The 24,390-nt window shown below is 69.9% G+C and carries 25 protein-coding genes and 1 pseudogene; 10 read left to right on the top strand and 16 right to left on the bottom strand.

Going from position 1 to position 24,390, the window contains the following annotated elements:
- Position 1 precedes the first annotated feature (1 nt).
- The 3 genes from L0984_RS26510 to L0984_RS26500 are packed head-to-tail and all read left to right on the top strand — an operon-like array spanning position 2 to position 2,486.
- Entirely contained in the window at positions 2-979 is a 978-nt protein-coding gene (locus L0984_RS26510) for a branched-chain amino acid ABC transporter permease (protein WP_234197368.1), read from the top strand.
- Positions 976-1,767: an ABC transporter ATP-binding protein gene (locus L0984_RS26505; protein WP_234197367.1), complete on the top strand. Its 792-nt coding sequence runs from the start codon at positions 976-978 to the stop codon at positions 1,765-1,767. Before L0984_RS26510 ends, L0984_RS26505 begins: the two co-directional genes overlap by 4 nt.
- Positions 1,764-2,486 (top strand): ABC transporter ATP-binding protein, encoded by a 723-nt coding sequence (locus tag L0984_RS26500; protein WP_234197366.1) that lies wholly within the window; start codon positions 1,764-1,766, stop codon positions 2,484-2,486. Before L0984_RS26505 ends, L0984_RS26500 begins: the two co-directional genes overlap by 4 nt.
- Before the next feature lie 6 nt (positions 2,487-2,492).
- Here the strand turns inward: L0984_RS26500 and L0984_RS26495 are convergent, their stop codons facing one another.
- Complete coding sequence (locus tag L0984_RS26495) at positions 2,493-3,377, bottom strand: acyl-CoA thioesterase (RefSeq protein ID WP_234197365.1); 885 nt, start codon at positions 3,375-3,377, stop codon at positions 2,493-2,495.
- 194 nt (positions 3,378-3,571) lie between these two features.
- On the opposite strand from L0984_RS26495, the gene L0984_RS26490 reads away from it, so the two are divergent.
- On the top strand, positions 3,572-4,072 hold the full coding sequence (locus tag L0984_RS26490; RefSeq protein WP_234197363.1) for a GNAT family N-acetyltransferase: 501 nt from the start codon (positions 3,572-3,574) through the stop codon (positions 4,070-4,072).
- On the opposite strand, the gene L0984_RS26485 is transcribed toward L0984_RS26490, so the two are convergent.
- A complete protein-coding gene (locus L0984_RS26485) occupies positions 4,015-4,449 on the bottom strand; it encodes a VOC family protein (protein ID WP_234197361.1) in 435 nt (144 codons plus the stop codon). The two genes, L0984_RS26490 and L0984_RS26485, sit on opposite strands and share 58 nt — an antisense overlap.
- Before the next feature lie 126 nt (positions 4,450-4,575).
- Between L0984_RS26485 and L0984_RS26480 the strand changes: the two genes are divergently transcribed.
- Positions 4,576-5,562 (top strand): hypothetical protein, encoded by a 987-nt coding sequence (locus tag L0984_RS26480; RefSeq protein ID WP_234197359.1) that lies wholly within the window; start codon positions 4,576-4,578, stop codon positions 5,560-5,562.
- 331 nt (positions 5,563-5,893) lie between these two features.
- Here L0984_RS26480 and L0984_RS26475 read toward each other — a convergent pair whose 3' ends face one another.
- The 14 genes and pseudogenes from L0984_RS26475 to L0984_RS26420 all read right to left on the bottom strand — a co-directional run bounded on the left by L0984_RS26475 (position 5,894) and on the right by L0984_RS26420 (position 17,475).
- The gene (locus L0984_RS26475; RefSeq protein ID WP_234197357.1) at positions 5,894-7,246 is read right to left on the bottom strand and encodes an FAD-dependent oxidoreductase; all 1,353 of its coding nucleotides are present in this window, start codon (positions 7,244-7,246) and stop codon (positions 5,894-5,896) included.
- A gap of 91 nt (positions 7,247-7,337) precedes the next feature.
- Entirely contained in the window at positions 7,338-7,463 is a 126-nt protein-coding gene (locus tag L0984_RS29855) for a hypothetical protein (RefSeq protein WP_255697631.1), read from the bottom strand.
- Positions 7,460-7,705, bottom strand: coding sequence for a ribbon-helix-helix domain-containing protein (locus L0984_RS26470; RefSeq protein WP_370646202.1), 246 nt, complete (start codon positions 7,703-7,705; stop codon positions 7,460-7,462). The genes L0984_RS29855 and L0984_RS26470 overlap by 4 nt, the downstream gene beginning before the upstream one ends.
- Positions 7,706-7,777: 72 nt before the next feature.
- Entirely contained in the window at positions 7,778-8,227 is a 450-nt protein-coding gene (locus L0984_RS26465; protein WP_234197354.1) for a DNA-binding protein, read from the bottom strand.
- A complete protein-coding gene (locus L0984_RS26460) occupies positions 8,175-8,801 on the bottom strand; it encodes a nucleotidyltransferase domain-containing protein (protein ID WP_234197353.1) in 627 nt (208 codons plus the stop codon). The genes L0984_RS26465 and L0984_RS26460 overlap by 53 nt, the downstream gene beginning before the upstream one ends.
- Before the next feature lie 116 nt (positions 8,802-8,917).
- Positions 8,918-9,283, bottom strand: a complete 366-nt coding sequence (locus L0984_RS26455) for a DUF4411 family protein (protein ID WP_255697630.1) — start codon at positions 9,281-9,283, stop codon at positions 8,918-8,920.
- A gap of 13 nt (positions 9,284-9,296) precedes the next feature.
- A pseudogene (locus L0984_RS29850) lies at positions 9,297-9,422 on the bottom strand (DUF4411 family protein); the annotation flags it as partial.
- Positions 9,422-10,570 carry an ImmA/IrrE family metallo-endopeptidase gene (locus L0984_RS26450; RefSeq protein ID WP_234197351.1) on the bottom strand — a complete coding sequence of 383 codons (1,149 nt, stop codon included), beginning with the start codon at positions 10,568-10,570 and terminating at the stop codon, positions 9,422-9,424. The gene L0984_RS26450 and the pseudogene L0984_RS29850, both read right to left, overlap by 1 nt.
- Before the next feature lie 48 nt (positions 10,571-10,618).
- On the bottom strand, positions 10,619-11,725 hold the full coding sequence (locus L0984_RS26445; protein ID WP_234197350.1) for a DUF4268 domain-containing protein: 1,107 nt from the start codon (positions 11,723-11,725) through the stop codon (positions 10,619-10,621).
- Between the two features lie 75 nt (positions 11,726-11,800).
- Complete coding sequence (locus L0984_RS26440; protein ID WP_234197349.1) at positions 11,801-12,772, bottom strand: Bug family tripartite tricarboxylate transporter substrate binding protein; 972 nt, start codon at positions 12,770-12,772, stop codon at positions 11,801-11,803.
- 73 nt (positions 12,773-12,845) lie between these two features.
- Positions 12,846-13,817: a Bug family tripartite tricarboxylate transporter substrate binding protein gene (locus L0984_RS26435; protein WP_234197347.1), complete on the bottom strand. Its 972-nt coding sequence runs from the start codon at positions 13,815-13,817 to the stop codon at positions 12,846-12,848.
- A gap of 225 nt (positions 13,818-14,042) precedes the next feature.
- Complete coding sequence (locus L0984_RS26430) at positions 14,043-15,173, bottom strand: cupin domain-containing protein (RefSeq protein WP_234197346.1); 1,131 nt, start codon at positions 15,171-15,173, stop codon at positions 14,043-14,045.
- Positions 15,174-15,324: 151 nt separating this feature from the next.
- The gene (locus L0984_RS26425) at positions 15,325-16,026 is read right to left on the bottom strand and encodes a fumarylacetoacetate hydrolase family protein (RefSeq protein ID WP_234197345.1); all 702 of its coding nucleotides are present in this window, start codon (positions 16,024-16,026) and stop codon (positions 15,325-15,327) included.
- A 222-nt stretch (positions 16,027-16,248) separates the two neighbouring features.
- Positions 16,249-17,475 (bottom strand): 3-hydroxybenzoate 6-monooxygenase, encoded by a 1,227-nt coding sequence (locus L0984_RS26420; RefSeq protein WP_234197344.1) that lies wholly within the window; start codon positions 17,473-17,475, stop codon positions 16,249-16,251.
- A gap of 123 nt (positions 17,476-17,598) precedes the next feature.
- On the opposite strand from L0984_RS26420, the gene L0984_RS26415 reads away from it, so the two are divergent.
- From L0984_RS26415 to L0984_RS26395, 5 genes are all read left to right on the top strand, one after another.
- Positions 17,599-18,507, top strand: a complete 909-nt coding sequence (locus L0984_RS26415) for a LysR family transcriptional regulator (RefSeq protein ID WP_234197343.1) — start codon at positions 17,599-17,601, stop codon at positions 18,505-18,507.
- Positions 18,508-18,548: 41 nt separating this feature from the next.
- Positions 18,549-19,025 carry an acyl-CoA thioesterase gene (locus L0984_RS26410; RefSeq protein WP_234197342.1) on the top strand — a complete coding sequence of 159 codons (477 nt, stop codon included), beginning with the start codon at positions 18,549-18,551 and terminating at the stop codon, positions 19,023-19,025.
- A 477-nt stretch (positions 19,026-19,502) separates the two neighbouring features.
- The gene (locus L0984_RS26405; protein WP_234197341.1) at positions 19,503-20,840 is read left to right on the top strand and encodes a dicarboxylate/amino acid:cation symporter; all 1,338 of its coding nucleotides are present in this window, start codon (positions 19,503-19,505) and stop codon (positions 20,838-20,840) included.
- A gap of 191 nt (positions 20,841-21,031) precedes the next feature.
- On the top strand, positions 21,032-23,002 hold the full coding sequence (locus L0984_RS30060; protein ID WP_234197340.1) for a sensor histidine kinase: 1,971 nt from the start codon (positions 21,032-21,034) through the stop codon (positions 23,000-23,002).
- Positions 22,999-24,360 carry a sigma-54-dependent transcriptional regulator gene (locus L0984_RS26395; protein WP_234197339.1) on the top strand — a complete coding sequence of 454 codons (1,362 nt, stop codon included), beginning with the start codon at positions 22,999-23,001 and terminating at the stop codon, positions 24,358-24,360. Before L0984_RS30060 ends, L0984_RS26395 begins: the two co-directional genes overlap by 4 nt.
- Positions 24,361-24,390 lie beyond the last annotated feature (30 nt).

The raw sequence follows: 24,390 nt of genomic DNA, 5'->3' as shown, positions 1-24,390 counted from the left end.
CATGGCACGCGCATTCCCCTGGATCGCCCTGGCGCTGCTGGCGGCCTTTCCGCTGCTGGCGCCCATCGTGGGGCTGGACTACTACGTGAGCTTCGTGCGCCGGGTGCTGATCTTCGCGCTGGCCGCGGCCAGCCTGAACTTCATCCTGGGCTTCGGCGGCCTGGTGGCGCTGGGCCACATGGGCTTCGTGGGCGTGGGGGCCTACACGATGGTGGCGCTGGCCGATGCGGGCCAGGTCTCGGCCTGGTTGCTGTGGCCGGCCGCGGCGGTGGTGGCGGGCGGGGTCGCTGCGCTGGTGGGGCTGGTGGCGCTGCGCACGCGGGGCGTCTACTTCATCATGATCACGCTGGCCTTCGCGCAGATGCTGTACTTCGCGGCCGTGTCGCTGCGCGCCTATGGCGGCGACGACGGCTACAACCTCATGCAGCGGCCCGAACTCGGCCTGGGGCTGGACCTGGCGGACGAGCCCACCTTCTACTGGGTGGTTCTGGCGCTGTTCGCGGCGGTGATGACGCTGCTCACCCGGGCCACGCGCGCGCGCTTCGGCCAGGCGCTGATGGGCATCCGCGACAACGAGGTGCGCATGCAGGCCATGGGCTATCCGGTGGTGCGCCTCAAGCTGGTGGCCTTCGCGCTGGCGGGGGCGGTGGCGGGCCTGGCGGGCGCGCTGCTGGTCACGCACAACAACTTCGTCAGCCCCTCGGTCATGCACTGGACGCAATCGGCCACGCTGATCGTGATGGTAGTGATCGGCGGCGTCGGCCACCGCTGGGGCGGCCCGGTGGGCGCGGCGGTGTGGATCGGGCTCGAAGAAGTGGTGCGCCGCTTCACCGAATACTGGCACCTGCCGCTGGGGCTGCTGCTGATCGCCATCGTCTTCCTGGCGCCGCGCGGGCTGGCGGGACTGCGCTGGCCGGCGCGGCAACCTTCTTCATCGCCGGCTGCGGCGGGCGCGGTGGCCGAAGGGAGGGCGTCATGAACGCGCCGATCACGGCCGATGCCGCGGGTGCGCCAACTCACCTGTTCCAGGTCGAAGGCCTGCGCAAGAACTTCGGCGCCCTGCGCGCCACCGACGACGTGTCGCTGGCCGTCGATGCCGGCGAGGTCCATGCGCTGATCGGCCCCAATGGCGCCGGCAAGTCCACGTTGGTCAACCTGATCTCGGGACTGATCGCACCCGATGCCGGCCGCGTGCGGCTGGCGGGCGTGGACCTGACGCCGCTGCCCACGCATGCGCGGGTGCGGGCGGGCCTGTCGCGCTGCTTCCAGATCACCAGCATCTTTCGCCAGTCCACGGTGATGGAGAACCTGCTGCTGGCCGCCCAGGCCCATGCCGGCAGCAGCCTGCGCTTCCTGGGCGAGCGCAACCGCGAGGCCGCCCTGCGCGCCACCGCCGACGAACTGGCGGCGCGCGTGGGCCTGTCGCACGCGCTGGACCGCATCGCCGGCACGCTGCCGCATGGCGCACAGCGCCAGCTCGACGTGGCGCTGGCCCTGGCCGCGCGCCCGAAGCTGCTGCTGCTGGACGAGCCCATGGCCGGCATGGGCCCGGAGGACTCGCAGCAGATGACCGCCCTCATCCACGAACTCAAGCGCGACATGGCGATCCTGCTGATCGAGCACGACATGAAGGCCGTCTTCGAGCTGGCCGACCGCATCTCGGTGCTGGTCTACGGCCGCGTGCTGGTGGCCGGCAGCGTCGACGAGGTCCGCGGCAATCCGCAGGTGCAGGCCGTGTACCTGGGCACCGAGGAGGTGGCGGCATGAGCGGACCTTCGACCCTGCTGCTCGAAGCCCGCGGCCTGGAGGCCGGCTACGGCGCCAGCCAGGTGCTGTTCGGCATCGACCTCGACATCCGTCACGGCCAGGTGCTCACGCTGCTGGGCCGCAACGGCATGGGCAAGAGCACCACGCTCAAGACGCTGATCGGCGCGCTGGCGCTGCGCCGCGGCAGCATCCGCTTCGGGGGCGAGCCGGTGCATGGCCGCCGGCCCGACGCCATCGCGCGCATGGGCGTGGCCATCGTGCCCGAGGGCCGCCAGTGCTTTCCCAACCTGACGGTGCGCGAGCACCTGGTGGCCTTCGCCGACCAGCGCAACGGCCTGCGCGACGGCTGGACGCTCGACAAGCTCTATGCGCTCTTCCCGCGCCTGGCCGAGCGCGCGGACAACCTGGGCCACCAGCTCTCGGGCGGCGAGCAGCAGATGCTGGCCATCGCCCGTGCGCTGTCGACCAACCCGCGCCTGCTGATCCTGGACGAGGCCACCGAGGGCCTGGCGCCGGTGATCCGCGAGGAGATCTGGCGCTGCCTGCGCCGCCTCAAGGAGGCCGGGCAGACCACGCTGGTGGTCGACAAGTACATCGACCGCCTGCTCGGCCTGGCCGACCGGCATGTGGTGCTGGAGCGCGGTCGCGTGGTGTGGCAGGGCGACTCGGCGGCGCTGGATGCCGACCGCAGCGTCTGGTCGCGCTACCTGGGGGTGTAGCGCGCCTCAGCCGCGCGGCTCGCGCACCCGCAGCATGCCTTCCTGCGCGGTGGAGGCCACCAGCCGCCCGTCGCGCGCGAACACGCTGCCGCGGCACAGCCCGCGCGCGCCGCCTGCGCTGGGCGAGTCGATGACGTACAGCAGCCAGTCGTCGAAGCGGAAGTCGCGGTGGAACCACATGGCATGGTCCAGGCTGGCGGCGCGCACCTGGCCGGTGAGAAAGCTCAGGCCGTGCGGAATCATGGCGGCGCGCAGCAGGCCGTGGTCCGAGGCATAGGCCAGCAGGGCGCGGTGGATGTGGGGATCGTCGGGCAGCGGGGCCACGGCGCGCATCCAGACGGCGCTGCCGCCTTCGCGCGGCAGGGGCGCGAGCAGGTCGTCCTGCTCGACGGTGCGGAACTCGATGCCGTGCGGCGCGGTGCCCTTCACGCGGAAGGGCTCGGGCAATTGATCGCCCAGCGCGCGGCGGCGTTCGCGGTCGCTGGGCAGCGTGTCGGGCGATGCCACCTCGGGCATGGCCAGCTGGTGCTCGACGCCGCGGTCGCGTGTCTGGAACGAGGCCGCCATCTCGAAGATGATGCGGCCCGACTGCCGCGCCAGCACGTGGCGTGTGGTGAAGCTGCGGCCGTCGCGCACCCGGTCCACGCTGTAGTCGATGGGCGCATGCTCGCCCGGCAGCAGGAAGTAGGCATGCATGGAATGCACCGGCCGGTCAGGCTCGACCGTCAGGCAGGCCGCCATCAGCGATTGGCCCAGCACTTGGCCGCCGAAGACGGCAGGCGTGCCGATGTCCTCGCTCTGCGCGCGGAAGCGGTCGTCGCCCAGCGGCTCCATGCGCATGAGGGCGACGAGGTCCTCGACGAGGCAGGCGGTGGTGGGGGCATCGGTCATGGCGTGGGGGCGGAAGCAGAGCAGCCCCTCACGTTAGCAAAGCCCGGGCCGGGAGGCAGCCACGGGGGCGACGCCGCTCGGATCGGTGCCCCGGCTTCGACAGGCTCAACCCGAACGGTCTTCGGTCGACTGCCTGTGTCGCCCGCATCGCCCGCCACACGCATGCATGGATGCGGGCCGCCCACAATGCCGTCATGCGCCGACCTGCCACACCCGCCGACCTTGCCGCCGTCCATGAGATCTACATGCATCCCGAGGTGGTGCCCTTCCTCACGCACGAGCCGATGCCGCTGGAGGACTTCCGCCCGGTGTTCGACGAACTGCTCGCCTCGGGCTGCTTCTTCGTGTGGGAGGTGACGGGCCAGGTGGCCGGCTTCTACCGCGCCATGCGCTACCCCGGGCGGGCCCGCCATGTGGCGCTGCTCGGCACGCTGGCGGTGGACCCGCGCCATCATGGCCGCGGCGTGGGCCGGGCCATGATCGAGGACGCCCTGGCCCGTCTGCGCGGCGAGGGCGCGCTGCGCGTCGAGCTCTTCGCCGAAAGCGACAACCGGCGCGCGCTGCGCTTCTACCAGTCGCTGGGCTTCGTGCACGAGGGCACGTTGCGTGGCTTCTACAAGCGCGCCGCGCAGGATCACTATGTGGACGAGTGGGTGCTGGGGCTCTGGATGGGGCCGCCCTCTTCGGGCGCGTGACACGCCAGGCCCAGCTTGTTGCCGTCCAGATCGCGGAAGTAGGCGCCGTAGTAGTTCGCGTGGTAGTGCGGCCGCAGGCCGGGCGGGCCTTCGCAGCGGCCGCCCAGCTGCAGGGCGAGGGCATGCACCTCGTCCACCTGGCGGCGGCTGTCCGCCAGCAGGGCCAGCATGGCGCCGTTGCCCGCGCTGGCCGCCTGGCCGTCGTAGGGACGGCCCAGCAGCAGCAGGGGCCGCGCCACGCCGGGCTGCTGCCAGCCCGCCCAGGGATGGTCGCGGTCGATGAAGCGCTGCTGCAGGCCCAGCGCGGCCAGCAGCGGCTGGTAGAAGGCCAGCGCGCGCTCGAAGTCGCGGGTGCCCAGGAAGACGTGCGAGATCATGCGCCAGCATAGGCGTCGCGCGCGTGCGCCGTCCAGCCATGGGCGGTTGGCACAATGCCTCGCATCTCGGCACCCACTGCGCATGTGGCGGGTGACCTCCCATCACCACCAGAGAGGGAACTCTTGATGACTTCGACACTTCGCCTGTCCCTGATCGCGGCGGCTGCGGCCTCTGCGCTGCTGGCGGGCTGCGCTTCGAGCGGCAACAGCGCCGGTGGCACCGGCACCGTGGGTGGCGCTGCCACGGGTGCTGCGGCGCCCGCACCTGCCGCTGCCGCACCCGTTGCGGCACCAGCGCCCGTGGCGCCACCCAGGCTGCCCGGCCTGGACTACGCCGCCATCCGCGATGCCGCGGACGACACCAGCGCCGTCAAGATCCGCAAGGCCCTGGTCGGCGAGACCGTGTCGGTGGAACTCGCCCGTGCCAGCGGCCGTGGCGTGCCGGCCGGTGCCTATGCCGTCGATGCGGAGGACGGCATCTTCTTCCGCTGCGCCACGTCCGAGCGCGGCTTCAAGGGCGGCACCGTGACAGCCAAGGTGCGGGCCGTGCGTGTCACGGCCAAGCCCAAGCACCGCGTGTTGGAACTGGACCGCTGCGCCGAGGTCGCCGTCGCCGCACCCGTGTCGGCACCGCCCCCTGCCCGGACTGCGGCGCCGGCGGCCGCCCCCGTCACCGCGGCGCCCGCGCCGGCGGCCAGCTCGTCCGCCAAGGGCTCGGGCACGCGCGGGGCCGGCAAGCCGGGCATGGATGCCAACGGCAACGTGGTCGACTCCACCAAGGTCGAATCGGGCAGCGGCATCACCGTCAAGGGCATCAACGACTACGAAGGCGAGATCACCGGCAACCCGGCTGCCAACAGCAAGTTCACCAAGCTGCAGATCGGCATGCCGGTGCGCCAGGTCACCGACCTGATCGGCCCGCCCACCGACCAGGGCGCCTACATGACCGGCAAGGCCTGGATCCCCTTCTACTTCGGCGGCGACCGCCACCGCTTCGAGATGACCTACAAGGGCCAGGGCCGCCTGATCTTCGCGGGTGGCGGCATGGGCGACTTCACCAGTGGCTACCTGATCTGGATCATTCACAACGCCAGCGAGCCTGGATACCGGTAAGCACCCCCCAGGCCGCTGACGCGGCCTGAGGTGCCGCCCCAAGGCGACGCGCAACATGCGTGCCGGACCCCTGAGACGTCCGAGGCTCGCCCAAGGGCGGCCTTGAGCCCCTCTCCCCTCGCGGGAGAGGGGTTGGGGAGAGGGGGCGCGCGTCTCGAAGCCGCCGTGGGCCTTGCGATCGCTGCTGCCCCTCTCCCCCGCCCTCTCCCGCGAGGGGAGAGGGAGCGACGTCTTTCTCTGAGGCTGCAGCAACGCGCTTGCAGCCGGTGCTGGCCAGGGGGCATGGGCCGCGCACCGCGCGGCGGAACCGCCGAAAGAAGTCGAGCCGGCCTCAGCCGCGCGGCGCGTCCAGGTCCGCCCCGTCCGCCCGCAGCCTCTGCTGCAGCGCGGGCACATCGACCTCCGCGAAGCGGCCCGCGCCCAGGTGCGCGGCGGCGGTGCCGGCGGCCTGGCCCATCGCGAAGCAGCCGCCGCTGGCGCGGGCGGCCGACTGTCCCTCATGGGTCATGCTGGCGCAGCGGCCGGCCACCAGCAGGTTGTCCACGCCCTGCGGCACCAGCATGCGCCAGGGCAGGTGGTGGTAGGCGTTGTCGGCGTCGCGTGGAAAGCCCCATTCGATGCGGCCGTCGGCATGCAGCTCCATGGGCCAGGCGCTGAGGCCGATCACGTCGTCGAACTGGGCCGAGCCCAGGATGTCTTCCGCCGCCAGTGCATAGAGGCCGCGGATGCGCCGGGTCTCGCGGATGCCCACCTGGGGTGCGATCTCCACGATGGCCGACTGCGCGAAGCCCGGGATCTCGGCCTTGAGGAAGCGGTGGAACTCGGCGATCTGCCGCCGGCCCTCCAGCTCGCCCGCGCTCAGCTCGCGCGCATCCACGCCGTTCATCGCCCGGCCTTCGGCATTGCGGATCTGCGTGACGTTGACCCGCCATTCGCGCGGATCGATGTTGGGCCGCAGGATCGCGCCTTCGCGCGCGAAGCGGTACTCGCCCGGCTTGGCGGCCTTGACGCGCTCGATCCAGTCGTTGATGGCCTTGAACTCGCCCACCGCCGCCAGCGCCGGCCCGGCATCGACCTGGCCGACGCGGAACATGGTGGTGGGAAAGAGCCCGCTGCCATGGCCGTCACCCACCTCGAAGGGCACGCCGGCGAAGGCCGCCACGTCGGCATCGCCGCTGGCATCGACGAAGGCCGCGGCGCGGATCGCCTGCCGGCCCGACTTGGTCTCGACCACCAGCGCAGCGATGCGGGCACCGTCCATCACCACGGCCGCGGCCCAGGCATGGAAGAGCAGGTCCACGCCCACATCGGCCAGCAGCTGGTCGGCGGCGCACTTGTACGCCGAGGTGTCGTAGGAGCGCACACGGATGCGGCCTTGCATGCCGTCCTGCGGCTGGTTGAGGCCGCCCAGTGCGTCGATGCGCGCCAGCAGCTCGTCGGCCACGCCGCGCACCAGCCGCTGCATCTCGCCGCTGCGCCGGCCGTAGAGGCCCGCGAAGTTGGTCACGCCGCCGGCCGTGCCCATGCCGCCGAGGAAGCCGTAGCGTTCCACCAGCAGCGTGCGGGCGCCATGGCGCGCCGCGCTCACCGCCGCCGCGATGCCCGCCGGTCCGCCGCCGACGACCACGACGTCCCATTCGCCGAAGAGGGGGAGGGTGCGGGCGGGTTCCTGAAGAGTTGTCATGTGTTCCATGTGTTTGGGCACGCGGCCTGGAGGAGAAGGCCGAATGCACTTCCGCGGTTCAGCCGGTGGTGGGGCCGGCGTCTCCGCGCCATCAGGTGGGAAGAGCACGTTTGCTGGCCGGCATCCGCCATTCGTCGATGCGGTTGGCCTGCTCCATGTAGAAGACCGGATAGGGAAAGCGCTTGGCCTTGCACGGAACGACGGGTTCTGCCTTCATCGGGCGGTGCGGGCCGCCTTGCCCTTGGCGCCGACCTTCGCGCGTAGCTTGTCGAAGTAGTTGGGCGTGACCGCCTCACCCGAGAGCGAGGCCGCGCCCGCCAGCAGCATGGCGCGTAAGCGCACGCGATCCTGGTCGCGCTGGATCAGTTCGCGCACGTACTCGCTGCTGATGCCGAAGCCGTGCTCTCCCAACGGGGTATCCACGAAGGCCTTGAGGCTGTCGGTCAGGGAGATGTTCATCGTGCTCATGGGACTACTTTGACGGCTTTGGCAAAAGTGGCGAAGAGGGCCGGTGGCCACCTCGCTGCAGGTTCATGGCGGGCTCAGCAGATCGGGCCGATGGGTACGCAGCCAGCGCTGCGCGTGCGCGAGCAGGCGTGTGGCCTGTTCGACGCAGGCCTGCAGCGTGGGGGCGGAGACGGGGTCGCCCTCGTAGTCGCTGACGTTGCGCTGCCGTCGCAAGGCGTCGAGGACGATGATGTCCGGCTGGGGCACGGCCATCGTGAGCCCCAGGCTCTGGATCGCGGTCTGGTGGTGGCCAGGCTTGCTGGTCACGGTGCGGTAGCCATTGGCCCACAGGGCCAGCATGGCGCACTGCATGATGCACTTGTAGGCGGCATCGAAGCGGTTGTCCGTGCTCACCTGGCTGACGCCAGCGTCGTCCAGATTGCGGCGTGCCGCCTGCAGCAGCTTGGCGATGCTTCCCGCATCAGGCTGGTGGGCTTGCAGCTGCCCGATCGCCTGCAAGTTCTGCAAGCTCATGCGCGCCTCCCTTCACGAACAATTTGGGCTTGGCCATGATGTCCCGCGCGAACGCGTCCCCGGCGTTCAGCCTGGCCGCGAACTCATCGGGCCGGTACAGCACCGTGTTGACCTCCCGCCCCAGCGTCGCATGCAGGGGAAAGACGGCCTGGGCCAGCTCCATGAAGCCGACCGTGCCCAGCACCAGCACGTCCACGTCGCTGCCCGCTGACGCCGTACCGCTGGCCATTGAGCCGAACACCAGCGCCAGCAGGATCTGCTCGTCCAGCGGCGCCAATGCCTCCTGCAGGGCGGGCACCACACCATGGGTCTTGCGGAACATGGCCGCCAGGTCGCCGAAGAGGGGATGGTCCGTGTTGGCTTGGTAGCGCACCTGGTTGCCCTGCTCGCTGCGCACCAGCAGACCTGTCTGGCCCAGCTTGTCCAGCTCGCGCGCCAGCGTGCCGGCATGGCTGTCCGTCAGCCGCGCCAGTTCACGCAGATGGAAGCCTGCCTGTGGCTGCAGCAGCAGCGTGGCCAGCACCCGCTGCCGGGCGCTTGGGAAAAGCACGTCCATCAAGGGGGTGTTGCTCATTGGGCGACGATTGTTGCCAAAAAGGCGACAGGGGGCAAGCCACGGCGGACGCCGGCGTACGGGAGCCGATCCGGACGCACAGCCCTTCGACGCTCACGCATGACCAGCATGTCTCCTCAGCTGCCGAGGACGAAGCGCGCCTGCTCCCGGCGCAGCATCTGGTAAGGGTTCACAAAGTCGATGCCCAAGCCGACGCACACATTGGGAATCTTGATTCGCTTGAGCGTCGGCGACGGAACTTCGTGCGTCACCACGGTGTGATGGCCGGCCAAGGCCGCAGCGATGAGCCAGAAATCTGCGACCTGCAGGAAGGTGCTGATGGCCGCCGGCTCGAACCCCTGTTGCACGACCCAGGCACTGACGGCTGGCGCCGCAGCCAGCACGGAGGCATCGGTCGGAACAAAGAATGCAGCGCCCCGAGAATGCATCGCCCCGCCCATCGGCCCATTCAGCCAGTTCGTCGGCCCCGGCCAGCAGCTCATCGCCTACTTGCCGGATGCTATGCAAGGTGCCGGTTGCATGCGAACGTGTCAGCCAGTCCCAGAACGCCGGGCAGAAGTCGAACCCGTACTGCAGGTTCTTGGCCTGGATGAACACGTTGGCGTCCAGCAGGTAGGCCATCAGGTCGGGAACCCCAGGGTCCGCCCCAGTTCGTTGAAGGTGCCGGGCTTGACGATGCCCAGCATGCGGAAGGCGTCCCGGTAGAGCGTCCGGCCTTCCAGCGTGCTGGCCACCAGGGTCTGCGCGAACCGTCGGCCCACACGGGCAACAGTGGTGCGATAGAAGTCGCCGCCGCCCGTACTGCGGATGGCCAACGCCTGGAGCCGCGCCTCTTCGGCCCGGTAGGCGGCCCAGAAAGTGGCGCGGTCCAGCCATCCCACGTCGTGCATACGGCGCAGCAACACCAGGGTGCTGACCTTGAAGTGCTTGGCCAACCGTTTCATTGCGGTCTCCAACGCCTCCCCGGGCAGCAGGGCTGCCTGGAAGTCCTCGTCCGGCACCAGCAGTTGGGCGGCCACCTGGTTGCACCACCTCTCCACGGCATGCGGTGGCGTCTCGGCCAGCGGTGCGTCCGACACGGCCGTCTGTCCCAGCCAGAGATGCGCCAGTTCGTGCGCCAACGTGAACATCTGGGCCGACTTGCTGTCTGTGCCATTGATGAACACCAGTGGCGCAATCGCGTCGGCCAGTGCAAAGCCGCGGAACTCCTGTGGGTCGAGCGGACGGTTGTTGTTGTTCATCACCACGCCGCTGACCATCACCATCACGCCGGCTTGCTCGGCCTGGGCAATGAACAGGCGCAAGGCTTCGGTCCAGGTGGGGCACTCGCGGCGCGCCTGAATGCTGAAGCCCAGTTGGTGACGGATGGCACTGGCGGCCTCTGCGGGCTGGGTGGCGATGGTCAGGCTGCCCACGAAAGGCAGCGGCGCTTCGCCGTTGACCATGGCTTCGTCGCGGTACCAGGTCTGCCGGGCCTGGCAGGCGTAGATCACATCCAGCAGGTCGGCGCTGAGGCGCGGTGCGCCAGTGCCCAACGTCCGGAAGTCCGGAATGGGCAGGGTCTCTTGCGGGGGCACCGGAAGAAAGAAGAAGCCGAGCGGCGCATGGGTGGCCTGCGCGTACTGCTCCAGCTGGCGCAAGGTGGGCTGCAGCTGGCCCGCTTCCCAGCGGGCCAGCTGAGGAAAGCGCGCGTCCAACGTTGCCGCATCCAACCGGGCGCGCTGGCGCGCCCAGGCAAAGAGTGGGGGTTGGACGGGGACGCGGAGCATGGATTAAAGCTTAGCGTGGTATCTCAGCTGAGCAGCTGCGATGGGGGCTCAAAGTGGCAGAGACCGAATCGGCCCACTCAAAGCTTTTTCGAGCCGGTCCGCTGTTTGTGCCAGCCACCGCTGGATGTCCGGCCACTCTGACTCCGGCGAGCGCCAGCCGCCCCCGTCAGGCATGTCCACGTGGATGCGGCTGCTGATTTTCTCGGGCAACTCGTCCCACACCAGCGCATTTCCGAAGGCCGCTTCGATCGCTGCCTTTTGCTGCAGCAGCGCGTGGAACGCCATCTTGTTGGCCTGCGCGTTGTCCCTCCCAAGTCGAATCCCGCATTCGACGCGTGCACGGTCTTCCGTGAGGGAGACCGTGAGCGCGAACCCAGAGCGGCCAACGCCTCCCGAAAGCCAATGGTCGGTCGTAGCAGTGCGCTGCGCGAACAACTGAGTGTGCGCTGTCGATGTCTGAATGAACTGAGTCCAGAAGCGCTTGATCAGCTCCTGTCGCTTTGTCTTGACCTTTCGGGTCTCCTCGGCCTGCTCGCGAATCTTGATCTCGTAGTCCGCCGCTTCTGGAAGCGGAATGATCTGAGCGGCATCCACCAGCAACTGCTCCCCGAGCTTGTAAGGCCTCAGCCGGATGCAGCGGATGTCCAAGCCCTGACGGTTGAGCCATATGACGGATGTGGTGATCTCCTGCGAAAAGTCGGCCGCCGCCAGGATGATGCGAACCTCCCCCGTCAATTCGGCTTCGTCCACCGAGTCCAGTCCCAGGAACTCGAGCACACTCGTACGTGCTTCTTCGACAGTTTCTTCCGTCCCGAGCGTCTCGTGGCGAGCCGCGATGGCTTGGTCCAAGGTCATGCTGGAAACCATGGCCGCATACCGTATGGCTTGCAGATCCATGTGCCCGCCGTCTGACGTCCGCTTGAGTTCCACCACGACCAGGGTGCCGGTCTTGTCCAAGCACAGCAGATCAATGCGGCGCTGGCTGTCCTGCCATTGGCCGAACTCCTCGCGCAGCACCAGCAGATCCTCGCCCAGCGGGGAGGTGTCCCGATGCAGCATTGCTTGAAGGTGCTTGCGTTCCAGCATGCCCTCTTGCGCGAAGGTCGTAAGGGGAACGGCTTTGAGTTGTTGATCGTGAACGACGAAGAGAGTCATTGATGCGGCGCCCCAAATAGACATGGACGAACGCAGAGGCCGAGCACTCGCGGCCCCTGCGTCGCGGCTGGCTTCTTACTGCAGCTTGATCCCGCGCGCCTGAATGATCTTGGTCATGATCGCCGCCTCTTCCTGCACGCGCAGGCGCATGCCTTCGGGCGAGGTGCCGACCGGTTGCCAGCCCTTGTCGAAGAGCTGCTGGCGCACCTCGGGGTTCTTCATGATGACCGCGATCTCCTTCGTGATGCGGGCCTTGGCCTCGGGCGACAGGCCGGCGGGGCCGAGCAGGGCGGTCCACACCTCCAGGTTGAAGTCGCGCACCCCGATGTCGGCCAGGGGCGGGTACTCCGGCGCCAGGGTGCTGCGGCCACTGGTCAGGCCGATGGCCTTGAGCTTGCCGGCCTTGACCTGCGGAATGGCGATGGCCGGCGGCACCAGGGCCAGTTGCAGCTGGCCGCCGATCATGGCGGTCACCACCTGCGGGTTGCCGGCGTAGGGCACGTGCGTGGCGTCCATGCCGGGGATGCGGTTCTTGAGCAGCTCCATGCCTAGGTGGCCCACCGAGCCCACGCCCACCGAGCCGTAGTTCCACTGGGTGCCCGAGGCGCGCGCCGCGGCCAGGAAGTTCTTGCCGGTGGGGATGTCGTTGCTGGCCACCAGCACCAGCGGCGCGGTGGCGATCAGCGAGAGGTAGCTGAAGTCCTTGGCCGGGTCGTACGGCAGCTTGGAATACAGCATCTTCGACGACGTGAGGTTGCCGTTGATGACGATGCCCAGCGTGTGGTCGTCGGTGGCCTTGGCCACGGTGTCGGCCGCGATGTTGCCGGAGGCGCCGGGCTTGTTGTCCACCACCACCGGCTGGCCCAGGGCCTTGGCCAGCGGCTCGGCCAGCACGCGGGCAGCGATGTCGGGCGTGGAGCCGCCCGGAAAGCCCACCACCAGGCGGATCGGCTTGGTGGGCCAGGCGGCAGCGGTCTGGGCCTGCGCACCGCCAGCGGCCAGCAGGGCACAGGCGGTGGCGAGAAGGGTTCTGCGTGCAATCGACATGGGGATCGGTCAGGTGCCGGAAAGCTGAAGAGGCGCCGAGTCTAGGGGGCTTGGGGGGCGCCTGCTTGTCACCTCAATCCAGGCTGATGTTCCCGCGCCGCACCAGCTCGCCGTAGACCTTGGACTTGATCTCGGCCTGGCGCGCGATCTCTTCCGGCGACCAGTCCAGCGGCTCGAAGGCGAAGGTGTCGAAGCGGGCGCGGATCTCGGGGTCGGCAATCACCTTGGCCACGTCGGCATTGATCTTCTTCTTGACCGCGTCCGGCACACCCTTGGGTGCCAGCAGCGACACGAAGGAGTTGACCTCCAGCTCGGCCGGTCCGCCCGACTCGGCCATGGTGGGCACGTCGGGCATCTGCGGCACGCGCTTCTTGGCGGCCACGGCGAGGTACTTGAGCTTGCCGGCCTTGTAGATGCCCTGGCTCGACGGAATGCTGGCGAAGGCCCACGGCACCTCGCCCGTGCCCACGTTGGCGTACAGCTGCGACACCTCGCGGTAGGGCGCATGGTTCATCTGCGTGCCGGTGAGCGCATCGAGCTGCTGGCCGCCCAGGTGGCCCGGGCTGCCCACGCCCCAGGAGCCGTAGGTGATCTGGCCCGGCTTGGCCTTGGCTTCAGCGATCAGGTCGCTCATCGACTTCCACTTCGACTCGCTGCTCACCGCCACGAAGAAGGGCGTGCGAAAGAGGGCGGCCACGGGGTCGAAATGCTGCAGCGTCACGAAGTTGCGCGACTTGTACAGGTGCGGCAGGGCGGCCAGGTGCTCACTGTCGAACTGGATCAGCGTGTAGCCATCGGGCTGGGCGCGGCGTGCCGCGTCGATGGCGATGAAGCCGCCGCCGCCGGGCTTGTTGTCGATGGTCACGCGCTGGTTCCAGAGCTTGCCCAGCTTGTCGCTGACCAGGCGCAGCACGGCGTCGGGGCCGCTGCCGGCGGCGAAGGGCGTGACGATGGTCACCGGCTTCGTGGGGTAGTCGGTGGCGGCCTGGGCGAAGGCCAGGGGTGCGGCCAGCAGGGTGGCGAGGGCGGGAACAAGGTACTTCAAGGATGTCTCCGGGCTGTTGTTGTGGAGGAAGAAAAAGACGCGAGGGTGCCTAAATGGGTGACAGCAAAAATGGGACGGCATGCCCAATGCAGGTTGGTGAACCAGGGGCCGTTCGGGCTGAGCCTGTCGAAGCCAGGGCGTGCGCGGGGTAAAGCCCCTCGACCCTCGGGACAGGCCAAGCCCAGGACGCACGGGTCACGGACGGGCATTGGCGGCAGGCGCGCTTCAGTCCACCTGCATGCGGTACTGGTTCAGCGCCTCGAAGATCGGTGCATCGCCGAAGCGGAACAGGTCCAGCGAGGCCGCCTGCGCATCGCAGCTGGCCGAGAAGGGTTGCCAGGAGGGCACGACGAACAGGTCGCCGCGCTGCACGTGCCAGGTCCTGTCGCCCACCGTCACGCTGCCGGTGCCATCGAAGACCTGCCAGACCGAGCCGCCCACCTCGCGCCAGGTGCGGGTGCGGCCACCGGCGCGCACGCGGTGCATCTCGCAGCGCATGGTCGGCAGCACGTCGCGGCCCGTACCCGGGTGGGTGAAGCGCACGGCGGCATGGCCTGCGCTCAGCACGCCGGGGTGGCCTTCGTCCTCCAGCGCCAACTGGTCGGCCAGGGCGCGGTCGGTGTCGGCCCAGCGGTAGGCCAGGAGCGGCGTGGCGGGCGTGTCGGCCGGCTGCGAGAGCGGGCGCAGGCCCGGATGGCCCCACAGCCGCTCGGAGCGGGAGCGCTCGGGCGTGCCGCATTCGGCCTCGCTCAGCTGGTCGCGGCCATGCTCGAAGAACTGCGACTCGGTGTAGTACGCGAAGGGGATGTCCAGCCCGTCGATCCAGGCCATGGGCTCGGTGGCGGCGTTGTGGTGGGCATGGAAGTTCCACGCCGCCTGCGGCAGGAAGTCGCCGCGCGCCATGCGCACCGCATCGCCGTTGACCACGGTCCACACGCCTTCGCCTTCGACCACGAAGCGGAAGGCGTTCTGCGTGTGGCGGTGCTCGGGCGCATGTTCGCCGGGCATCAGGTACTGGATGGCGGCCCACAGCGTGGGCGTGGCGTAGGGCTGGCCGCCCAGCGCCGGGTTGGCCAGGGCGATGGCCCGGCGCTCGCCGCCGCGGCCCACCGGCACCAGCTGGCCGGCCTCGGCCGCCAGCTGCTTGAGCCGCTCCCAGCGCCACAGGTGCGGCGCGGCCTTGCTGCGCGGATGCGGCGGCATCAGGCTGCCGATCTGGGTCCACAGGGGCACCAGCAGCTCTTCCTCGAAGCCGCGGTAGAGCTGGCTCAGGGCGGGCGTGGGCTCGGGCTGGCCGGGGGCGGCCACGGCCTGCAGCCGCACGGGGGAGGGAAGGGTGTCGATCACGGCAGCCATGTGAGGGGTCTCCTGGGAGTTTCACCCTCTCCCGCTGGGAGAGGGCAGGGGTGAGGGCCGGCGGCGGTGGCACGGCTGCAGCGGGTAAGAGGCCCGGGGCCCCTCACCCAGCCTCTCCCCAGCGGGGAGAGGAGCAGGTCCGCGCCCTGCATCATGCCGCGGGGCCGATGGCCAGGGCGATCTCGCCCACGCCCTGTACGTGGCCGGTGATGCGGTCGCCGGTCTTGACCGGGCCCACGCCTTCGGGCGTGCCGGTGTAGATCAGGTCGCCGGGCTGCAGGTGGTAGTACTTCGACAGGTCCTCGATCAGCTCGGGGATGTTCCAGATCAGCTTGTCGAGGTCGGACTTCTGCTTGGTCTCGCCGTTGACCTGCAGCGCGATCTCGCCCTGCGACAGCACGGTGCCGGCCAGGGGCACGACCTCGGAGCAGACGGAGGACTGCTCCACGTCCTTGCCCAGGTCCCAGGGACGGCCTTTGTCGCGGGCCACCAGCTGCAGGTCGCGGCGGGTCATGTCCAGGCCGCAGGCATAGCCGTAGATCAGGCGGCCGGCGTCTTCGCGTGCCACGCGAAAGCCCGCGGCGCCGATGACCACCACCAGTTCCATCTCGAAGTGGAAGTTCTGCGTGCCGGGCGGGTAGGCGACGGTGGCGCCGGATCCGACCAGCGTCGAGGGCGCCTTGGTGAAGTAGAAGGGCTGCTCCACCGACTTGTCGACGGGGCGGCCCATCTCCACCGCATGGGCGTGGTAGTTGCGGCCGACGAAGAAGAGGCGGTTCACCGGCAGGCGGCGGCTGTCGCCGCGCACGGGCAGGGAGGCGACGGGTGGTGGGGTCCAGAGGTAGTCGGTCATGGGGTGACGAGGGGGAGGATGAACAGGTGGGGGCGGCGCTTCGACAGGCTCAGCGCGAACGGTGTTGGGTTGGTTCGGCGCGAACTGGCGGGTTGGCTCGGCGCGTGAGGTGTTTATTGGGCTCAGCGTGGACGTTTGGGGTCGGCTCCCTCTCCCGCGAGGGAAGAGGGGCTTGGGCACGGGCGTGACCGACGTTGATTCATGTCTTCGGGTCGACGTGCGTCATGCGTCGAGGCACGTGGATTCGGTCCACCCATACAGCCACTCCATCGCGTCATAGAAGCGCTCTGGCGTGCGGCCCTTCCACAGGTCGTTGCGCACCAGCCGCTCCACGCCCTTGGCGTGGAAGATGCGGCCCATCTCGCGCGCCGACAGCACCACGCGGGCGGTGCGAGCCACGCGCGAGCGCTGGTAGAGCGCAAAGGCCTTGTCCCACTGGTTGTCGTTCGCGCGCAGGGCTTCGCCCAGCGTCACGGCGTCTTCCATGGCCATGCAGGCGCCCTGCGCCAGGTACTGCAGCGTGGGATGGGCGGCGTCGCCCAGCAGCGCGGCCCGGCCGAAGACCCACTGCCCGATGGGCTCGCGGTCGGCCGTGGCCCAGCGCTTCCAGTCCTTCGGCAGGTCGATCAGCTGGCGGGCGCGGGCGCAGATGCCCTCGAAGTAGCTCTGCACCTCTTCGCGGCTGCCTTCGCGCACGCTCCACTCCTCCTGCTCGCGGCTGTGGAAGGTGACGACCACGTTGTACTGCTCGCCGCCGCGCAGCGGGTAGTGCACCAGATGGCAGTTGGGCCCCACCCAGATGCTGGCGGCGTTCCACTGCAGGTCGGGCGGAAAGTCGGCGCGGTCCACCACGGCGCGGTAGACCACATGGCCCGACACGCGGGCATCGTCGCCCACGTACTGCCGCCGCACCGCCGACTTGACGCCGTCCGCGCCGATCAGTGCGCAACCGCGGAAAGTGCGGCCGTCGCTGCTGACCACCGTCACGCCCTCGTCGTCCTGCGCGATGCGCTGCACCTGCGTGGCGGTGGCGATCTCCACCCGGCCGGTGGCATGGGCGCCTTCGAGCAGCGAGCCGTGCACGTCGGCGCGGTGGATGACGGCATAGGGGTTGCCGAAGCGCTGGCGGAAGGCCTCGCCCGTGGGGATGCGGCCCACCAGCGTCTCGTCCAGCGCGTCGTGCATCACCATCTCGTCGGTGTAGACGGCGCGGCCGCGGGCGATCTCGCCGATGCCCAGCGCGTCGAAGGCCGCGAAGGCATTGGGCCCGAGCTGAATGCCGGCGCCGATCTCGCCCAACTGGGCGGCCTGCTCCAGCACCATCACGTCGAAGCCGCGGCGCACCAGTGCCAGCGCGGCGGCGATGCCGCCGATGCCGCCGCCGGCCACCAGGACCGGCAGGGAAGAGGAAGAAGTGGATGCGCGTGGGGATGCTGCGAGGGATGCCATGCCTGTCTCCGGCTGTTCTGGATTGATGCCTGTCAATGCCGCGGATTGTTCGCAGACCCCACTATTGCCTCAAGCACTGTGGCCGATACTCGGCATCGCGTTTTTCGATAGTGGGGTGCGCGCATGTCCAAGCTGGACCTGGAATGGCTCAAGGTGTTCGACGAGGTCTGGCAGACCGCCAGCGTCTCCAAGGCGGCCGAGCGCCTGGGCATCGCACAGGCGGCGGCCAGCACGGCGCTCAACAAGCTGCGCGCGCATTTCGACGACCGCCTGTTCGAGCGCACGGCCCTGGGCATGCAGCCCACACCGCATGCGCAGAAGATCCAGCCCGCCCTGCGCGAGGCGCTGGCGCAGATCGAGCGCGCCCGCGCCAGCCGCGAGGTGTTCGACCCCGCCACGGCGAAGCGGCGCTTTCGCGTCTGCCTCACGGACATCAGCGAGGTGGTGCTGCTGCCCCGCCTGCTGGATCACCTGGGCCGCGAGGCGCCTGGCGTGCAGGTGGAGACCGAGATCGTCTCCGCCGCCAGCGCGCGCCGGCTGGAGGATGGCGAGGTGGACCTGGCCGTGGGCTTCATGCCGCAGCTGGAGGCCGGCTTCTACGGCCAGACCCTGTTCCGCCAGAACTTCGTCTGCCTGGTGGCCAAGCACCATCCACGCATCGGTGCCAAGCTCACCCGCAAGGCCTTCGCGGACGAGTCGCATGCGGTCATCGCTTCGTCGGGCACGGGCCATGCCATCGTGGACAAGACCATCGCCCGGGCGGGCATCGAGCGCAAGGTGGCGGTGCGGCTGTCCAGCTTCCTGGGCGTGGCGCGCATCGTGGCGCAGACCGAGCTGGTGGTGATCGTGCCGCGCGTGCTGGGCCAGATCCTGGCCACGCAGGAGCCGGTGCGCATCATCGAGCCGCCCTTCGCGCTGCCGGCCTATGCGGTCAAGCAGCACTGGCACGCGCGCTTCCACGCCGACGATGGCAACGCCTGGCTGCGGCGCACGCTGGCGCAGCTGTTCGGCGGCGGGGCGGCGCCCGGATAATCCGCGGCTCCACCCCACTGTCACCTGCGAGACTCGCCGTCATGTCCTCCATCGTCCTGCGCTTCCTGGCCGAACCCAGCACCGTCAACTTCGGCGGCAAGGTCCACGGCGGCACCGTCATGAAGTGGATCGACGAGGCGGGCTATGCCTGCGCCACGGGCTGGTCGCACAACTACTGCGTCACGGTGTTCATCGGCAGCATCCGCTTCCACCGGCCGATCATGATCGGCGACCTGGTCGAGGTGGAGGCCCGCATGGCCTACACCGGCACCACCAGCATGAACATCTCGGTCGAGGTGCGCAGCGGCGACCTGAAGGGCGGCAAGATGGTCCGCACCACCGAATGCCTGATCGTCTTCGTGGCGGTCGACTCGCACGGCCGGCCGCTGCCCATTGACGCCTACCAGCCCAACACCCCCGGCGAGATCGCCCTGGCCGAGCGCGCCCGCGCCCACCTCGACGCCGCCCGCAAGGTGGCCGACGCGCCGCCGCCCAGCCTGAGCGGATCGGTGGACTGAACCGCCTCCAGGGCCGCAGCGCTTCGACAAGCTCAGCGCGAACGGTGGAAAACCCGGCGAAGGGCCAATGCAAGTCAGTTAGCCCGTTCGCCCTGAGCTTGTCGAAGGGTCGAAGGGCTTGCGCCAGGCTTCGACAAGCTCAGCCCGAACGGACTTTGGTTGACTGAGTGGCATGGGGCGAAGGGCGAAGGGCGAAGAACCCGCTCACCCCCACCCGTTCGGGCTGAGCCTGTCGAAGCCGGGGCGCGCCCCTTGTCCCTAGGGTTTTCCCGGGAGATCGCGTCCGGCGCGCCGGACGCGCCCGCCGCCCCGAGTCCGGCAGCGACCCGGTCGTGCGCCGGGGAGTCCAGAAAAGATCTTTAAGAACAACGACTTGCATCGCCTCCGCCGCCCGTCCGGGCTGGCACCCTCCTTGCGCTAAGCAGCGGCCGCCATCGATGGCGCCCTTTCCGCCACGGAGACACCCCAGGAGCCCGCATGCAAGACCCCACACCCACCCGCCGCCAGCCGCTTTACCGGTCCCTCTATTTCCAGGTCATCGTCGCCATCGTCATCGGCGTGCTCCTGGGCCACTTCTATCCCGCCCTCGGCACCGACATGAAGCCGCTGGGCGACGGCTTCATCAAGCTCATCAAGATGATCATCGCGCCGATCATCTTCTGCACCGTGGTGGTCGGCATCGCGGGCATGGAGGACATGAAGAAGGTCGGCAAGACCGGCGGCTACGCCCTGCTGTACTTCGAGATCATGAGCACCGTGGCGCTGATCATCGGCCTGATCATCGTCAACGTGGTCAAGCCCGGCGCGGGCATGAACGTGGACCCGGCCTCGCTCGACACCAAGGCCATCGCGGCTTACACCGCCCCGGGCAAGATGCAGAGCACGACCGACTTCCTGCTCGCCATCATCCCCAACACGGTGGTGGACGCTTTTGCCAAAGGCGAGATGCTGCAGGTGCTGCTGGTGGCCGTGCTCTTCGGCTTCGCGCTGCACCGCTTCGGCGGCCGCGGCACGCTGGTGTTCGACATGATCGAGAAGTCCTCGCACGTGCTCTTCGTCATCGTCGGCTACATCATGAAGGTCGCCCCCATCGGTGCCTTCGGCGCCATGGCCTTCACCATCGGCAAGTACGGCGTGGGCTCGCTCAAGCAGCTGGCCTTCCTGATGGGCACCTTCTATGCCACCTGCTTCGTCTTCGTGTTCCTGGTGCTGGGCATCGTGGCGCGGGTGCACGGCTTCAGCATCTGGAAGCTGGTCAAGTACATCAAGGAAGAACTGCTGATCGTGCTGGGCACCAGCAGCTCCGAGGCCGCGCTGCCGCGCATCATGGCCAAGCTGGAGAACCTGGGCGTGCGCAAGTCCACCGTCGGCCTGGTGGTGCCCACGGGCTACTCCTTCAACCTGGACGGCACCTCGATCTACCTGACCATGGCCGCAGTCTTCATCGCCCAGGCCACCAACACCCAGCTGGACATCACGCACCAGATCACGCTGCTGCTGGTGCTGCTGCTCACCTCCAAGGGCGCTGCCGGCGTCACGGGCAGCGGCTTCATCGTGCTGGCGGCCACGCTGTCGGCCGTGGGCCACGTGCCGGTGGCCGGCCTGGCGCTGATCCTGGGCATCGACCGCTTCATGAGCGAGGCCCGCGCCCTGACCAACCTCGTGGGCAACACCGTCGCCTCGGTGGTGGTCGGCAAGTGGACCGGCGACCTCGACGAAAGCCGCATGCACGAGGTGCTGAACAACGAGAGCACGCTCGAAGCCGACGCACCCGAGCAGGTGCTCGACGCCACCACCGCGCGCTTTCCCACTTGATGGTCCACCCCCAGGCTGCGCGCTGCGCGCTCCGCCACCCCCCTTCGAGGGGGCACATCCAGCGGCCCGGCAAAGCCGGTTCCGCGGATGTTCCCGCATGGCCTGCTCCGCGGCCGGCCGATGGTTGCGGCGAACGCTGAAACCAAGCCCAGTCGGCGCCAGCCGCCGGCCGCCACGGCCATACTCGCGCCGTGGCATCCAACTCCCCAGGGGCGCGACGCGCCCCTTTTTCTTTTGCGCCGGCGGCGACCGCGCGCGCCCGCCTCGGTCCGGCGCTGGCCGTGCTCGCCCTGGTGGCGCTGGCCGCCTGGGGCGCCTACGCCCTGGCGCTGCGCATCGGCCTGGACCGTCTGGGCGAGGCGGCCGACCACCGGCTGGACATGGAGGTCGGTCGCATCGAGGCCGAGCTGGCCCGCTTCGACTACCTGCCCGCACTGCTGGAGACCTCGCCCCAGGTGCAGCAGCTGCTGGCCAGCCCCTTCGATCCCGCGCTGCGCGCGCAGGCCAGCCACTACCTGCATGCGCTCAACGCCATCGCCGGGGCCGAGACGCTGTACGTGCTGGAGCCCGGCGGCGTGGCGGCCGCCGCCAGCGACGATGGCCAGCTCGGCACGCCCGCCGGCCAGAACCTGTCGTACCGGCCCTACCTGCGTGAAGCCCTGGCCGGTGGGCGCGGGCGCTTCTACGGCATCGGCGTGACCAGCCGCGTGCCCGGCTACTACCTGGCCTATGCGCTGCCGCGGGGCGGCCCCGTGCGCGGCGTGGCCACGGTCAAGATCGACCTGCGTCCCGCGGCGCTGGCCTGGCGCCAGTTGCCCGGCGAGATGCTGCTGCTGGACGAGCACCAGGTCGCCATCCTGGCCTCGCGCGAGGACTGGAAGTACCGCCCCATCGTGCCGCTGCCCGAGGCCGAGCGGGCCGAGGCCGCCACCTCGCGCCGCTACGGCGATGCCCCGCTCACGCCCCTGTCGTGGCGCATGGCCGGCGACGGCCCGCTGGAGCCCGGCCCGGTGCGCGAGGTGCGCCTGGACGGCCGCAGCTACGCCGCCACGGTGCACCGCCTGGATGCCGGCCGCTGGCGCCTGGTGCTGCTGAGCGACCAGGGGCCCGTGCGGGCCGTCGCCGCGGCGGCGGCGGGCGGTGCCGCGCTGGCCGCCGCCGCCCTGCTGCTGGGTCTGCTCGTGCTGCGCCAGCGCCGCCGGCTGGTGCGCCAGCAGCTGGCCAGCCGCGCCGCGCTGCAGGCCGCCAACGATTCGCTGGAACGCCGCGTGCAGGAGCGCACCGCCGAGCTGCGGGCCACGCAGGCCGAGCTGGTCCACGCCGGCCAGCTCGCGGTGCTCGGGCAGATGTCGGCTGGCATGGTGCACGAGCTCAACCAGCCGCTGGCGGCGCTGCACACCCTGTCGGACAACGCGGTGCTGCTGCTGGAGCGCGGCCGCAGTGACGACGCCCGCGCCAACCTCACGCGCATCGCGCAGCTGGTGCACCGGCTCGGCCGCCTCACGGCGCAGCTCAAGGTCTTCGCCCACAAGCGCACCGAGCCGCCAGTGCCAGTGCTGCTGGAGCGTGCGCTGCGCGAGGCCGCGCTGCCGCATGCGCCCCGCCTGCGCGAGCTGGGCGTGGACCTGCGCACCGAAACCCTGCCCGCCGACCTCACGGTGATGGCCGAGGAGACGCGCCTGGTGCAGGTGCTGGCCAACCTGGTCGGCAATGCGGCCGACGCGCTGGCCGAGGTGCCCGCCGGCACGCGCTGGATCGCCGTGGCGGCGCAGTGTGAACCCGGGCCGGGGGCGGCCGTGGCTGCGCCCCCGGGCAACCCGGCGGCCGACGGCGTGCCTCGTCGCGATGGAGATGGGATGGACGTCCAGGACGTCGGCACGGCGCTCTGCCGCATCGTCGTGGCCAACAGCGGCCCGCCCATCCCGCCCGCCGCGCAGGCGCGGCTGTTCGAGCCCTTCTTCACCACCAAGCCGGCCGGCCGCGGGCTGGGCCTGGGGCTGATGATGTCGGCCCATATCATCCAGGCCTTCGGCGGCAGCCTGCGCCTGGCCCGGTCTGGCGAGATGCCCGAGGGCGCTGGCGCCGCCTTCGTCATCGAGCTGCCTACCCGCCCAGACGTGCCCGCCAGCGCCCTCGCCCCCGCCCTCCGCGAACCACCATGAACGCCCCCACCCATCCCATCCGCGTGCTGCTGGTCGAGGACGACGAGGACGTGCGCCTGGGCGCCGCCCAGGCGCTGGACCTGGCCGGCTTCGAGGTTCAGGCCTTCGGCGCCGTCGAGCCCGCCCGCGCCGCCATCACCGAGGGCGTGCCCGCCGTGGTGGTCTGCGATGTGCAACTGCCCGGCCAGAGCGGCCTGGGCTGGCAGGCCGAGCTGCGCCGCGCCGATCCGCAACTGCCCGTGATTCTGGTCACCGGCCACGGCGACATCGCCATGGCGGTGCAGGCCATGCGCGACGGCGCCTACGACTTCATCGAGAAGCCCTATGCCTCCGACCGGCTGGTGGCTGTGGTGCGCCGCGCCGCCGAACAGCGCCGGCTGGCGCTGGAGGTCGAATCGCTGCGCCGCGCGCTGGACGACTGGAGCGGCATCAAGGCCACGCTCATCGGCCGTTCCGCCGCCATGGAGCGCGTGCGCCAGACCGTGCGCACGCTCGCAGCCACGCCGGCCGACGTGGTCATCTACGGCGAGACCGGCACCGGCAAGGACCTGGTCGCGCGTTGCCTGCACGAGCGCAGCAGCCGGCGCGGCGGCCACTTCGTGCCGGTCAACTGCGGCGGCCTGCCCGAGAACCTGGTTGACAGCGAACTCTTCGGCCACGAGGCCGGCGCCTTCACCGGCGCCGTCAAGCGCCGCATCGGCAAGTTCGAGCATGCCCACGGCGGCACGCTGTTCCTCGACGAGATCGAGAGCATGCCGATGGCGGTGCAGGTCAAGCTGCTGCGCGCGCTGCAGGAGCGCACCATCGAGCGCGTGGGCTCCAACCAGCAGGTGGCGGTGGACTGCCGCGTCATCGCCGCCAGCAAGGTGGACCTGCGCGAGGCCAGCGAGCAGGGCCGCTTTCGCGCCGACCTGTACTACCGCCTGGGGGTGGCCTTCATCGAGCTGCCGCCGCTGCGCGAGCGGCGCGAGGACATCCCGCTGCTCTTCGAGCACTTCACGCTGCAGGCCGCCAAGCGCTACGGCCAGCCTGCGCCCGTGCCCGACACCCAGGCCCTGTCGGCGCTGCTCGGCCATGCCTGGCCGGGCAATGTGCGCGAGCTGCGCAATGTGGCCGACCGCTATGTGCTGGGCCTGCTGGGCGACAGCTTTTCCGACGCCCTGGGCGGCGGCCAGCGCGGCGTCTCGCTGCCCGAGCACATGGAGCAGATCGAGCGCACCCTGCTCAGCGAGGCCCTGCGGCGCCTGCAGGGTGACGTGCCCCAGGCCGCCAAGGAGCTGGGCATCGCCAAGGCTACCCTGTACGACAAGCTCAAGCGGCTGGGGATCGATGCGGCGGGGTATCGGCGGGAGGAATGAAAACGGCGCCCACGGATGCGACGCCATTCA

Origin of the sequence: Pseudacidovorax sp. NFM-22 (assembly GCF_021401245.1) — a bacterium.
Classification (GTDB): domain Bacteria; phylum Pseudomonadota; class Gammaproteobacteria; order Burkholderiales; family Burkholderiaceae_C; genus Xenophilus.
This window is presented reverse-complemented; position numbering and strand designations above follow the sequence as displayed.